This window comes from uncultured Roseibium sp. (genome assembly GCF_947499295.1).
Classification (GTDB): domain Bacteria; phylum Pseudomonadota; class Alphaproteobacteria; order Rhizobiales; family Stappiaceae; genus Roseibium.
Genome location: NZ_CANMNP010000016.1, coordinates 92943 through 106358 on the forward strand (window position 1 = coordinate 92943; position 13416 = coordinate 106358).

At 54.4% G+C, this 13416-nt stretch carries 10 protein-coding genes; 2 read left to right on the plus strand and 8 right to left on the minus strand.

Annotated features, from left to right (window positions below; genetic code table 11):
- Window positions 1-74 precede the first annotated feature (74 nt).
- The 4 genes from phaZ to rph all read right to left on the minus strand — a co-directional run bounded on the left by phaZ (window position 75) and on the right by rph (window position 4461).
- Window positions 75-1634 (minus strand): polyhydroxyalkanoate depolymerase, encoded by a 1560-nt coding sequence (gene phaZ / locus Q0835_RS22090; RefSeq protein WP_298964339.1) that lies wholly within the window; start codon window positions 1632-1634, stop codon window positions 75-77.
- 283 nt (window positions 1635-1917) lie between these two features.
- Window positions 1918-3072 carry a radical SAM family heme chaperone HemW gene (gene hemW / locus Q0835_RS22095; protein ID WP_298817062.1) on the minus strand — a complete coding sequence of 385 codons (1155 nt, stop codon included), beginning with the start codon at window positions 3070-3072 and terminating at the stop codon, window positions 1918-1920.
- Window positions 3073-3087: 15 nt separating this feature from the next.
- The gene (gene rdgB, locus Q0835_RS22100) at window positions 3088-3726 is read right to left on the minus strand and encodes an RdgB/HAM1 family non-canonical purine NTP pyrophosphatase (protein WP_298816537.1); all 639 of its coding nucleotides are present in this window, start codon (window positions 3724-3726) and stop codon (window positions 3088-3090) included.
- A gap of 21 nt (window positions 3727-3747) precedes the next feature.
- Window positions 3748-4461, minus strand: a complete 714-nt coding sequence (gene rph / locus Q0835_RS22105; RefSeq protein WP_298816539.1) for a ribonuclease PH — start codon at window positions 4459-4461, stop codon at window positions 3748-3750.
- 176 nt (window positions 4462-4637) lie between these two features.
- Between rph and hrcA the strand changes: the two genes are divergently transcribed.
- Window positions 4638-5687: a heat-inducible transcriptional repressor HrcA gene (gene hrcA, locus Q0835_RS22110; RefSeq protein ID WP_298964341.1), complete on the plus strand. Its 1050-nt coding sequence runs from the start codon at window positions 4638-4640 to the stop codon at window positions 5685-5687.
- 57 nt (window positions 5688-5744) lie between these two features.
- Complete coding sequence (locus tag Q0835_RS22115) at window positions 5745-6548, plus strand: molybdopterin-synthase adenylyltransferase MoeB (RefSeq protein ID WP_298816543.1); 804 nt, start codon at window positions 5745-5747, stop codon at window positions 6546-6548.
- A gap of 19 nt (window positions 6549-6567) precedes the next feature.
- Here Q0835_RS22115 and Q0835_RS22120 read toward each other — a convergent pair whose 3' ends face one another.
- The 4 genes from Q0835_RS22120 to Q0835_RS22135 form a co-directional block, all read right to left on the minus strand.
- Window positions 6568-8364 (minus strand): IlvD/Edd family dehydratase, encoded by a 1797-nt coding sequence (locus Q0835_RS22120; RefSeq protein WP_298816545.1) that lies wholly within the window; start codon window positions 8362-8364, stop codon window positions 6568-6570.
- A gap of 109 nt (window positions 8365-8473) precedes the next feature.
- On the minus strand, window positions 8474-10039 hold the full coding sequence (locus Q0835_RS22125) for an HAD family hydrolase (RefSeq protein ID WP_298964344.1): 1566 nt from the start codon (window positions 10037-10039) through the stop codon (window positions 8474-8476).
- A gap of 661 nt (window positions 10040-10700) precedes the next feature.
- Entirely contained in the window at window positions 10701-12422 is a 1722-nt protein-coding gene (locus tag Q0835_RS22130) for an ABC transporter ATP-binding protein (RefSeq protein WP_298964347.1), read from the minus strand.
- Between the two features lie 7 nt (window positions 12423-12429).
- Window positions 12430-13407 (minus strand): ABC transporter permease, encoded by a 978-nt coding sequence (locus Q0835_RS22135; protein ID WP_298964350.1) that lies wholly within the window; start codon window positions 13405-13407, stop codon window positions 12430-12432.
- Between the last annotated feature and the right edge of the window lie 9 nt (window positions 13408-13416).

Genomic DNA, 13416 nt, shown 5'->3' on the forward strand with positions numbered 1-13416 from the left:
TATCAGCAAGTCAGAAAATACTGGACTTTTAGAGACAAGTTTCAGGCGTCTTGAAGACGCCTGAAACAGTTCAATCAGCCGACAGCTTCAGACAACTGCTTGGCTTGTTTGATCCAATTGTCACGTGCAATCCGGCCTCGAAAGTCAAGTTTGCCATCCAAGGCTAGGATCTGCTCTTTGGTCAACGAGGCGATTTGCCAAAAGTGAAAGATACCTGCCTCATTTAGTGCCGATTCCAGCTTGGGGCCAACCCCTGTGATTTCTTTCAAGTTGTCCGCAACTCCATCTGGCTTGGTCAACAGGATTTCTTCCAGCGGACCAGCTTTTTTGCCAGCGGTCTTCTTGGGTTTCGGCGGTGCAGGCGAAGTCGCTTTCTTGATCGGCTTCTGTTTCGGCGCCTGCTGCCCGTTCCTGTTTGAGCGGATGAAATCCATAACCCGCGGCGCGATCTCCGAACGCCATCGTGAACCATTGAAGACACCATAGTGGCCCACATTGGGTTGCTCGTAATGCGCTTTCATGGAATCCGGCAAACTTACGCATAGGTCATGAGCCGCACGGGTCTGACCGCGTCCGGTGATATCGTCTTTCTCGCCTTCTACCGTAAGAAGGGCTGTCCGCGTGATCTTGCTGCAATCGACCAGTCGGCCGTTATGCGTCATGGTTCCGTTCGGCAGTGCGTGCTCAATGAAAACGGTTTCGACGGTCTGAAGATAGAATTCTGCCGTCAAATCCATGACCGCAAGATATTCATCATAAAACTCCCGGTGTTTTTCCGCGCTGTCACCATCACCTTCGACCAGATGCTGGAAAAACTCTCGATGGGCTGTGAGATGCCGATCGAGGTTCATGCTCATGAAACCTGACAGCTGAAGAAATCCCGGATAGACGTCGCGCATGAATCCCGGATGCGGGAAGGGCACCTTCATCACGACGTTTTTCTTGAACCAATCAAGACCTTTGGCGACCGCCAGATCGTTCACAGCCGTCGGTGCCACCCGCGTATCGATTGGGCCACCCATCAGTGTCATGGTTGATGGGATATAGGGATCCTCTCGATCTTCCATGACCGCAACCGCGGCCAGCACCGGAACAGATGGCTGACAGACGCCCAGAACATGTGCATCGGGTCCAAGGAAATGCAGGATCGAAATTATGTAGTCGATATAATCGTCCAGATCGAACTTGCCCTCTTGCACAGGCACCATACGGGCATCGATCCAGTCGGTGATGAAGACATCTGCATTCGGCATCATTGCTTCGACAGTGCCACGCAGAAGCGTCGCATAGTGCCCGGACATTGGCGCAACAATCAGCACCTTCGGATCATTCCGATGGGACGTTACGCCCCGTTCAAAATGAATGAGATCGCAGAACGGGCGGCTCCAGACAATGTTCTCGCGCACTGGAACCCTGACGCCACCAACACTGGTTTCCTTCAGGCCGAAATCGGGTTTTCCATATCGACGAGTTGTGCGTTCCAGAACCTCACACCCAGCAGCAATCTGGCGCCCGTAACTGGTGTGCGTCAACGGATTGAGCGGGTTCTGAAAATAGAGCCGTGTCATGTCGGCGACCGCACGCCACGGTGCCATCGCCGCGTGGTTCAACTCGTAAAGGTGATAAAATGGCAAAGGCGCATCTCCTTGGTTTACGAAGCCGCCGCCTGCCCCTTTGTTGAAATCAAAAAACATCTTGCCCACGGCCCGTCTGTTGTTGCACCATCTATTGCATCGCAACAGGATAGCTAGGTGCGCTGCCACCCGCAATACTGCTAATTGTTAGGCGGTTGCGGTGCTAAGTCCAAAGAATAACGGCCAAACTTGCGCGCTCGGGCTGCTTTTTCGCACCGCAAAAACACAGATTAGGCTGTGATATCATACCGGTAGGACTTGGTATCGCTTTTGGATTCAACGCTCAGGCAGCCAAGTCTGCGACAACGGCATCGAGCACAAAAAAACCTTCTCGCGTCGCACGTACCCGGTTTTCCCCTACTCGTTCCACCATATTATGCTCAAGAAGCGCATTCAGGCGTTTAGGATCGATGGATCTGTGAGCAAATCGCTCATACCGGCCAAGGTCGATGCCTTCTTTAAGTCTCAGGCCCATCAGCAGAAACTCGTCGCCCTGTTCCTCTTCCGAAAGGCCGGAATTCTCCACCAGTGCATGGCCGACCTGCTCGACATTTTCAAGCCATGTTTCCGGGTGCCGCTCGGTCGCCGTTGCGAGCCTGTTGACCCCGACAGTCAACCGGCCATGCGCTCCGGGACCAACACCGACATAGTCTCCATAGCGCCAATAGACCAGGTTATGCCGGCATTCAGCGTCAGGTCTGGCATGGTTGGACACCTCATAAGCCGGAAGGCCGGCTGCGGTTGTCACGTCTTGGGTAAGTTCATAAAATTCTGCGCCCAGGTCAGGTTCCGGCATCTTTAGTTTGCCAGCCTGGTAAAGATTGAAAAACGGCGTCCCTTCTTCAATCGTCAGTTGATAGAGCGACAGATGATCGGCAGCCAGCCCGATCGCCTCTTCGAGTTCTTGGCGCCAACCATCAGGTGTTTGGCCCGGCCGGGCATAGATCAGATCAAATGAAAGCCGCGGGAACGTCGCTCGGGCGGTTTCGATCGCATTTCTTGCAGTTCCGGCATCGTGCAGGCGGCCAAGAAGTTTCAAGTCCGCGTCAATCAACGATTGAACCCCAAGCGACACCCTGTTTACACCTGCAGCGCGATAGCCCTTGAAGCGGTCTGCCTCAACGGAAGAAGGATTGGCCTCCAGGGAGATCTCAGCATCAGCGTCAAGGGACCAGAGCTCTGAGACCTTGTTCAGAATTCGCCCGACTGTTTCGGGCTCCATCAAAGACGGTGTTCCCCCACCCAAGAAGATGGATTCAACTGTCTTACCCTTTGTCAATTCTGCAAAGTGACTGAGTTCCCGCTCAAATGCCGAGGCAAACCTCGCCTGATCGACACCTTGATGGCGCACATGCGAGTTGAAATCGCAATACGGGCACTTTGCTGCACAGAAGGGCCAATGCACATAAATGCCGAAGCCGCCTTCCGTCTCCCCCAATCCCCTCACTTTGGTCTAGCCCTCCAGGCAGTTTGCCGCGAATGTCTGAAAAGCACGCGCTCTGTGGGACAAAGCTGGTTTGTCTTTTGACCAGCCGTGCTTTTCCTCAGATGACATTTCACCAAAGGTTCTGGTGTGACCGTCCGGCTGGAACACCGGGTCATATCCGAAGCCCTGAGTACCGCGCGGCGGCCAGACGATTTCGCCTTCGACTTCACCCCTGAACGACTCTTCGTGCCCATCGGGCCACGCCAAACACAGGACCGCAACAAAGGAGCTGCGCCTTTGAGCCGCCGATCCCCCTCCTGCGGACTGAAGTTTTTCCTCAATGGTGCGCATCGCCATGGCAAAATCCTTGTCCGGGCCTGCCCATCGCGCTGAATAAATACCTGGATCACCACCCAGTGCCTCAACGCAGAAGCCGCTGTCATCTGCAAGCGCCGGCAGCTGAGAGGCCTTTGCAGCTGCATGCGCCTTCAATGCAGCATTTTCCTCAAAGGTGACACCGGTCTCTTCCGGCTCCGGCAGATCAAGATCGGAGGCTGAAACCACATCAAACCCGTAGGGCTGAAGCAACTCGTTAATTTCCCGGATCTTTCCCTTGTTGTGGCTCGCCACGACAAGTCTGCCTGGATCCAATTTCCGGTGACCCATGTTCAATACCCTTCAAGGCTCCTAGAGAATGGCCATCTTCTGGAGATCGACCAACCGTCCAATTCCCGACTTTGCAAGGCCGAGCAGTTGACCAAATTCTTCTTCCGAAAATGGTGCACCTTCTGCAGTCCCTTGGATTTCAACAATCCCACCGGAGCCGGTCATAACAAAATTGGCGTCGGTTTCCGCTGTGCTGTCTTCCGCGTAATCCAGATCAAGCACAGTTGCGCCTTCATAAATTCCGCAGGAAATCGCGGCGATGTGGTCTTTCAGAACCTCACCTGAGACCATATCCCGAGCCTTCATCCACTCAACGCAATCCCGCAATGCCACCCAGGCACCTGTGATGGAAGCCGTCCGTGTGCCGCCGTCCGCCTGAATAACATCGCAGTCGACACTGATCTGAGCTTCGCCAAGTGCTTGCAGATCAACAACTGCGCGCAGAGATCTTCCAATCAGACGTTGGATTTCCTGGGTGCGGCCAGACTGTTTTCCGGCGGCCGCTTCTCTGCGCATACGGTCGCCGGTGGCGCGCGGCAACATTCCGTACTCAGCGGTTACCCAACCGCGATTCTGACCGCGCAACCAGGGCGGTACACGCTCTTCCAGGCTGGCGGTGCACAGAACGTGCGTGTCACCGAATTTCACCAGGCAAGACCCTTCGGCATGTTTGGAGACGCCCCGTTCCAGGGTGACTGCCCGCAGTTCGTCGGCTGCACGTTTTGACGGACGCATGGATTTCCTTTCAAGCTTGGCGCATTCGTTCTGCGCCTTGTAGACCTCAACTTTGTTCGGCGTAAAGGCCTCGGTCAGATCTTGTTTTACGCTTGGAGCATTTTGCGCCTATATCTATGGGTCAAAGGCAGGCGTCAAACAAAGACGTCAGCTGTCTGACCTACGGAGAACAAACCTTGAGCTTGAGCGACCTCGACAAGAGATCACGCGAAATCTTCCGCTCGATCGTTGAAACCTACCTTGAGACCGGAGAGCCGGTGGGTTCGCGAAATGTTTCTCGCAGTCTTGCCATGTCACTTTCGCCCGCTTCGGTAAGAAATGTCATGTCAGACCTTGAACACCTGGGCCTGTTGCATTCACCTCACACAAGCGCCGGGCGACTGCCAACCGAAATCGGTTTGAGGTTTTTCGTGGATGCGCTTCTGGAAGTCGGCGACCTGACCCAGGATGAACGCCAACAGATCGATGTGCAGGTGAGGGCCTCGCAACAGACAAATTCTGCCGAGCAGGTCCTGACCGAGGCCAGTCAGATGCTTTCGGGTCTTTCGCATGGAGCGGGAGTGGTGCTGACTCACAAGTCAGATATGCGTCTGAAACACATCGAATTCGTGCGCATCGAACCTCAAAAAGCACTTGTCATTATGGTCAGTGAAGACGGGTCGGTAGAAAACAGGGTCATCGATTTGCCGGCGGGCCTGCCTTCTTCGGCGCTGGTCGAAGCGACAAACTATCTTAACGCGCAGATCCAGGGCCGCACTCTTTCCCAGATCCGAACCAAACTTGAAAAAGTCAGAGACGCAGATCAGGCGGAGCTCGACCTTCTTAGCCAGAAGGTGATTGATACAGGTTTGGCTGTCTGGAGCGGCGATGGCGTCAACGATCCGGGAACACTAATTGTCCGGGGCCGCTCAAATCTCCTTACCGATCTCGACGCCGTGGAAGATCTGGAACGCATCCGTTTGCTCTTCGACGATCTGGAGAACAAGAAAGACCTCATTCAACTGCTTGGTCTTGCCGAGAAAGGCGATGGTGTCCGTATTTTCATCGGATCGGAAAACAATCTCTTTTCCCTGTCAGGATCTTCGCTTGTCGTTTCTCCCTACAGGGACAGCAGCCAACGCATTGTCGGCGTTCTTGGTGTCATCGGTCCAACCCGGCTGAACTATGCTCGCGTCATCCCCATGGTGGACTATACAGCGCGGCTAGTGAGCAGGCTCCTGGGCTAGACACTTATAAGATACAACCCGGTGATATGACGTTTTGTACCCCAAACAGGACTAGACATGCTTTCACCTGCAGAACTTGAGCGCTACGCCCGCCATATTGTCATGCGCGAAATCGGAGGCGCAGGACAGCAGAAGCTCAAAAAAGCGCGCGTTCTGGTGATTGGGGCCGGCGGCCTTGGAGCGCCGGTTCTTCAGTACCTTGCCGCAGCAGGGATTGGTACACTTGGAATTGTCGATGATGACACGGTATCTTTGTCCAACCTCCAGCGACAGGTTATTCACGATACCGACCAACTGGGTGAACCGAAGGTCGCGAGCGCGGCCGAAGCCATTGCCAGGTTAAACCCGAATGTAAAAGTGGAGCCGCATCCGACCAGAATTGCCGGCCACAATGCCATTTCTCTGATCAGCGGATATGACTTTGTTGTCGATGGTTCGGATAACTTCGATACACGCTACCTTGTTTCAGATGCGTGCTTTTTTGCAGAAAAACCACTGATAACAGCCGCAGTCGGGCAATTTGACGGATCCATCACGACCTTGCGTCCATTTGAGGACAATAAGGACGGCGAGGCAAATCCGACCTATCGCTGTCTCTTTCCTCAGAAACCACGTGATGGACTGCTGCCCACTTGTGCCGAAGCCGGAGTTCTTGGTGCGCTCACAGGTATTGTCGGGGCGATGCAGGCCATGGAAGTGATCAAGGAAGTTACGGGAACTGGGGATAGCCTGGTCGGCCGTATGATGATGTTCGACGCCAGAGCGTTTCGAATGGAGACCATTCGCTACAAATGGTCTCCAAAAAATCCGCTCAACGGTATCTCACGCAAGAACTGGTCAGAGATGCTGGAAGACACCTGATCAGCTGCCGGGGATGATATCAGTGATTGTCCCGCGGCAGACCTTTGTGCGCAACGTCCTGATATTTCACCGCAGGCTCAAGGACCATGCCCTTGTCGAATTGTCCAATCATGGACCGCTGGATCTCTTGCCATGGCGTCTGACTTTCAGCAACCTTGAACCCACCCGCAGCTTCCAGATCTGCTCGGCGTTTGGCCAGTTCCTCCTCCGAAATCAGAATATTTGCGGCGCCTTTTCTGAGGTCGATCCGGACCGGATCGCCGGTCTTGAGCAAGGCCAGCCCACCCATGGCAGCAGCTTCTGGAGATGCATTCAGGATCGATGGTGATCCCGAAGTGCCGGATTGGCGGCCGTCACCAATGCAGGGCAGCGAGGTGATGCCGCGTTTGATCAGCGCTGCAGGCGGCTGCATATTGACAACTTCAGCACCGCCCGGATAGCCGATCGGACCCGTACCGCGAATGAAGAGCATGCAATGCTCGTCAATCTCAAGATCGGGATTGTCGATGTTGTGATGGTAATCTTCCGGCCCTTCGAAAACGATGGCCCGGCCTTCAAAAGCTTCAGGATCATCTGGATTGGACAGATACCTGTTCCGGAACTCTTCCGAAATGACGCTTGTCTTCATGATCGCGCTGTCGAACAGGTTGCCTTTGAGATTGAGGAAACCGGCTTTTTCTTTCAGTGGCGCGTCATAAGCCTTGATCACATCCGGCAGATCCGTGGTGATGCCTTCACAGTTTTCAGAAATTGTTTTGCCATTGGCAGTGATTGCACCGGGATGCGGCAGCTTGCCGTTTCGGATCAACTCGGCAATGACGGCCGGAACGCCGCCCGCGTGAAAATAGTCTTCACCAAGATATTCACCGGCCGGTTGCAGGTTCACCAAGAGAGGGATGTCCTGACCGATCGCCTGCCAGTCATCATTGTCCAGTTCGACACCGAGATGCCTGGCAATTCCGTTCAGATGGATCGGCGCGTTGGTCGACCCGCCAATCGCAGAGTTGACGACAATCGCGTTTTCGAACGCTTCGCGGGTCATGATATCCGAAGGCTTCTGATCGGCCCGCACCATCTCGACAATCCGCTTGCCCGTTTCATAGGAAATCGCACCGCGCTCACGATATGGGGCCGGAATCGCAGCAGAGCCAGGCAGCTGCATGCCCAGCGCTTCAGCCAGCGAATTCATGGTCGTCGCCGTGCCCATGGTGTTGCAGTAACCAACTGACGGCGCCGAAGAAGAAACGAGGTCCATAAAGCCATTGTAATCGATCTCGCCTGCAGCCAGCATCTGGCGTGCTTTCCAGACAATGGTGCCTGAGCCGGTCCTTTCACCTTTGTGCCAGCCATTCAGCATAGGCCCGACCGAGAGTGCAATTGCCGGGATATTTACGGTTGCGGCTGCCATCAGACATGCCGGTGTCGTCTTGTCGCAACCGATCGTCAAAACGACGCCGTCGATCGGATAGCCATAAAGGAGTTCAACAAGGCCCAGATAAGCGAGATTGCGGTCCAGCGTCGCTGTTGGACGTTTCCCGGTTTCCTGGATTGGATGAACAGGGAATTCAAACGCAATTCCGCCTGCTTCGCGAATTCCTTCGCGAATGCGATTGGCGAGTTCCAGGTGGTGTCTGTTGCACGGAGAAAGATCAGATCCCGTCTGTGCAATACCTATAATCGGCTTTCCAGACTGCAATTCTTCCCGTGTGATTCCAAAATTGAGATAGCGCTCGATATAAAGCGCAGTCATGCTTGGATTGTCCGGATTGTCGAACCAGGCGGCGGATCGCAGACCTGCTTTTTTTGTGTCGCTCATGGCGCCTCGTCCCTCATTAATTCGCTTCAAGCGTTGCGACCGATAAACACCAGCTCACGGTTGCTGTAAAGGCAAGGACAGCTCCAATTGACACTCCAACAACGGGAAATCAGGCGAGTGCCGAAGATTTCTTCAAAGTATCTGCGACCGAAAATCGCGCGAAGACCCAAAGGATTGCAAGACATACTCCGAGAAGCATTGACGCTGCTCCCAATGGAGCAAGGAGAAAAACACCGCTCAAACCTGCAAGCGCCCAAAGTGCGGTCAACAGCCTTTTTGCTTGAACCGCCAGCGTCTTTCGCCGTGTTGCCAGCGCCTTCAATGCCGGAAAAGCACCGATATCATTGGTGTCACTGACGGCGATTGGTTCAATCGAAACTCCATTTCCCTGCGCATTGCCGGTGGCGCACACACTCAACTCCAGTGCAGACCTATCCTGCGACAAGCTCAAAACAAGCGGATACGTGTCGGTCGCTGATCTGGCAGCGGCTTCTTGCACCTTTTCGCCAGCGAGAGGGTCATCCATCAGCTCCAGGCCCAGCATTCCGGCAAGCGCTTCCCGGGTCTTGTGGCTATCGCCGCTGAACAGTCTTGGTACAAGACCTTCCGCACGAAGCATTCTGCCAGCAACCCCCGCATCCTGACGCAGTGTGCCTTCCAGCCCGAGAACACCCACGACACGGCCCCCAACGGCTACTCTTAGAACCGTCTTCCCATCCGCTTCCAGTGATCGCGCAATTGCATCAGCTGTGAAACTATCGATTTTCAGCTCCTTCAGAAGATCCGTGGTCCCGATCACAACGGTCTGACCGCCCAACAGTGCAACGACACCCAGTCCCGCGGCGGGTTTGTAGCGATCCGGATCTTTCACAGCTACATGCCATTGAGTGGCCAGTTGCCGAAGTGCATGTGCGACGGGATGATCGGACCGGGCTTCGGCCGAAGCCGCCACGGCAAGAAGTGTCTTGGGTTCATTGTTGAACGCCATCACATTCGTCACCACAAGGTCCGGTCCAGACATCACAGCCGCCTTGTCGATAACGATTTCCTTGGCATTGGCGATCCTGCTGAATGCATCCGGTGCCAGTTCACGAGCGCCCGACGCAAGTGCAGCCTTTTGAAAGACCTTGTCCGCAAATGCATTGATACCGTCGATCAAGTTTGGCCAGGACATCAGAAGCGTAACCGACGCTGCCATGGGAGCCGACGCAGGATCAATGGCCCACCAACCGAGAGCTGTTGCAACGGACAGCCCGATTGAGCCAGCGGCCTCTTTGAGGCCGCTAATATCCCCACGAGGCGGCAGCACGGCCACTCCGAGAGAACGCAGCAACATGAGAAAAGCCGCAGCCAGCGCTGGCCAGTTCGCCGATACCGGTTCAGCACCGGCCAGGACAAGCAGCGTTGTAACCGTCAACAAAATTGTGCTCACGAACAACGTTGTCAGCGTCAATGGACGGCCCACGACGCGATTTATCGAGTATGACAGCGCAAGAAACGAAAAAATCACCGAGAAACTGCTGAAAATCAGTGCACTGTACTTACCGAATACAAGAACCGATGACGTCGGGCTGATCAAATCAGGGGGCGCTGCCTGCAAAGCCGCCACGAGCATGCAAAGTGACAGGCTCATAAAGGTGAGCCAGAAGACAGATATCAAGGGGGTTTTCGGCATGGCCGGAGGCTTTCGTGCGTAGGGTTCCTCGAATGTTCGGAGAAGCCACTTGCCGGGATGGCACACTTGTGTCTGCCTCTGAACACCTTCAAAAGTGCTGGACAGCTTTCAAGACCGCAATGGCTTGAAACCACTTGAACAGGTGGAATGCCCGGCCCAACGGCAGTTCTTAAGCAGTCTTGCCCATGTTTTGGGCGGCCGGCCGGTTGATGCGATCAAACATCATGATAGTGTTCGCTCGCATCTTTTAATACTGGCTCGCCGATTTTGAGAGCCTCACCCAATATTGACTAGGGTTCTTTTCAAATTCTTCGGGGCATATACTTTAAGTGGAGGGCACAATTGCCCTCCTTTTTTGTGAATGTTCCAACTTGCGACAAAAGGCCAGGGCATCCACACAATTCTGTTTCCAACGACACGTTTTCAGCTTGGTTTTATTCAAGCAAAAAATTTGCTTTGCCACCTTGTCGGATTCAGACGGCAGAAACTGCCGGGCAGACACTCCCTTGTGGTTATCCAAAAGCGGCAAGGTCGGGAATCAGGAGGTGTCGACGAGTCAAGTGCTGGCTCGCAGTGATCCAGAAAAAAGACCCCCATTTAATCGCCTGACAGATTCGCAAAGTGTTGCGATCGCCAAGGATTGCCGCAGCACTTTCAGGATCTAGGCGCTTTCGAGATTGGCGCGGGAAAGAAGTTCCATAGATGGCATAAGGTCCAGCAACTCCCGCGTATAAGCGTGTTGCGGTGCTTCAAAGAGCTGATCGCAGTCTGAAACCTCACACAATTCGCCATTTCGCATGACGCCGATGCGGTTGCACATCTGCCGGATTACAGCGAGATCATGACTGATAAACAGCATGGTCAAACTCAACTCCTCCTGCAGGTCTTTCAAAAGGTTGAGAATCTGGGCCTGGATCGAAACGTCGAGAGCCGATGTGGGTTCATCGCAGATCAAAAACCGCGGACGCGTGGCGAGAGCCCTTGCGATGGAAATACGTTGGCGCTGCCCGCCGGAGAACTCGTGCGGATATTTCTGACCAGCAGCAACACCCAAACCCACATGGTCGAGCAGATCGTCGACAATCTGGCGAACCTCTGAATTGCCGGAAGCCAGCCGGTGAAACTTGATTGGTTCCGCGATGATATCCCTCACGCGCATGCGCGCATTCAAGGAGGAGTAAGGGTCCTGGAAAATCATCTGCATCTGGCGACGCATTGCCAGGACGTCTTTCCGGTTTTTAAGTGATGTCAGTTCCGTTTTGCCGAAAAGGATGGACCCGCCCGTCGGGTGATAGAGACCGGTGACCAAACGGGCAATGGTCGACTTGCCGGACCCGCTTTCACCGACCAGACCGAAAGTTTCGCCTTCCTGGATGTCGAAACTGACCTTTTTGACGGCCTGAAAATATTTCCGCCTTGATGGAAACACCGAACCTCTTGTTTCAAAGCGCATATCAAGATCACGGATTTGCACCAGCGGTCCCGTAACCTTGTCGTAGTCTCGTGCTTTGCCAAGCCAGTGGGTCGAAATGTCGATCTGCTTTTGAGGCGTTCCGGCTTCTTCAATGTAGTTCACAACCGGGAAGCGCTCGACCTTTATGTCCGGCCTTGGAACCGCGGATATCAGGCTTTGCGTGTATGGATGATTGGGCGCTCCGAGCACTTGGCTGGTTTCGCCATATTCCACAAGCTCGCCACGATACATCACTGCGACATGGTCGGTTATGTCTGCAATGACCCCCATGTCATGTGTGATGACCATCATTGCGACGTTGCGTTCAGCGCACAATGATTTCATCAATTCAAGGATTTGCGCCTGAATTGACACATCAAGAGCTGTCGTCGGCTCATCGGCAATCACGAGTTCCGGTTCGGCACAAAGCGCGAGCGCAATAACAACACGCTGCCGCATACCACCAGAGAACTGGTGAGGATACTGCTTGATCCTTTCGCCAGCGTCGGGAATTCCAACCGCATCGATCAATTCAACAGCCCGCTTTTGCGCATCGGAATTCGACAGCGGCAAATGAGTCTTGATCGTTTCAACCAATTGGGATTCTACCGTCTGCAATGGATCGAGCGACGTGAGCGGGTCCTGAAAGATCATACCGATCTTGCGTCCCCGCAGGCGGCGCTTTTCCTTGTATGGCAGTTGGTCGATCCTCTGGCCGTGCAGATAGATCTCACCTTCAGCGATACGACCGGGTTCCTGCAGCAATCCAATAACCGCATTGCCGACGGTCGACTTGCCAGCACCCGATTCACCGACCACACCGAGGATCTTGCCCGCTTCCACGCTGAGATTAACATCGTCAACCGCCACGAAGACAGAATTGCGACCTGGAAATTCCACCGTCAGGTCTTTGACATCAAGAACACTCATACCGCCCTCACCGCAATTTCGGATTGAGCGCGTCGCGCAGCCAATCGCCTAGAAGGTTGACGTTCAAAACCAGAAGCGCCAAGGCCAGACCAGGGAAAATGGCAATCCACCATTCACCCGAATAGAGAAAATCATTGCCGACGGCGATAAGAGTGCCGAGCGAAGGTTGGGTGGGCGGCATACCGACACCAAGAAAGGAGAGGGTCGCTTCGGTCACAATGGCGAGCGCAAGATTGATCGTTGCGATAACCATCACCGGTCCCATGACATTGGGCAGGATATGGCGCGCCATGATGATGACAGATGGGATACCGATCACGCGCGCGGCCTGAACATATTCCTTGTTCTTTTCAACCATCGTGGAGCCGCGCACGGTACGGGCATATTGCACCCAGAACGACAATGCGAGCGAGACGATCAGAATGTAAAACGCGAAGACTTCCCGATCGAGCGAGCCGAAGATGCCGTTTGCGACACCGTCAATCAGCAGTGCGATCAAAATGGCCGGAAAAGTGAGCTGGACGTCAGCGATACGCATGATGACGGCATCCGTGCGTCCGCCCATGTAACCGGCGACAAGGCCGAGTGTGATCCCAAGGACCGCTGCAGCGATCACCGAGCAAAATCCGACGATAAGCGAGATCCGCATACCGTAAAAAATACCGGACAGCAGATCCCGTCCCTGATCGTCAGTGCCGAGCAGAAAGCTCGGATCGGAGTATTCCATCCAGACCGGCGGAACGCGGGCATCCATGATGGAGATGGAGGCAAGATCGAACGGGTTGTGAGGTGCGACCCAGGGCGCAAGGATAGCCAGCAGGAACAGGATAAATGTCCCGCAGGCCGCGACGACCGTCACCTTGGACCTTAAAAAGGAGTGGAACAGATCACTGTCGACAATCTTTGATAGCCGTCCGGGAGCCTCTTGGGAACCGGACCGATCGGCAACCGCCGCTTTTGCTTCTTCGTTGGAGACATAAGGCATGGTCGGTCA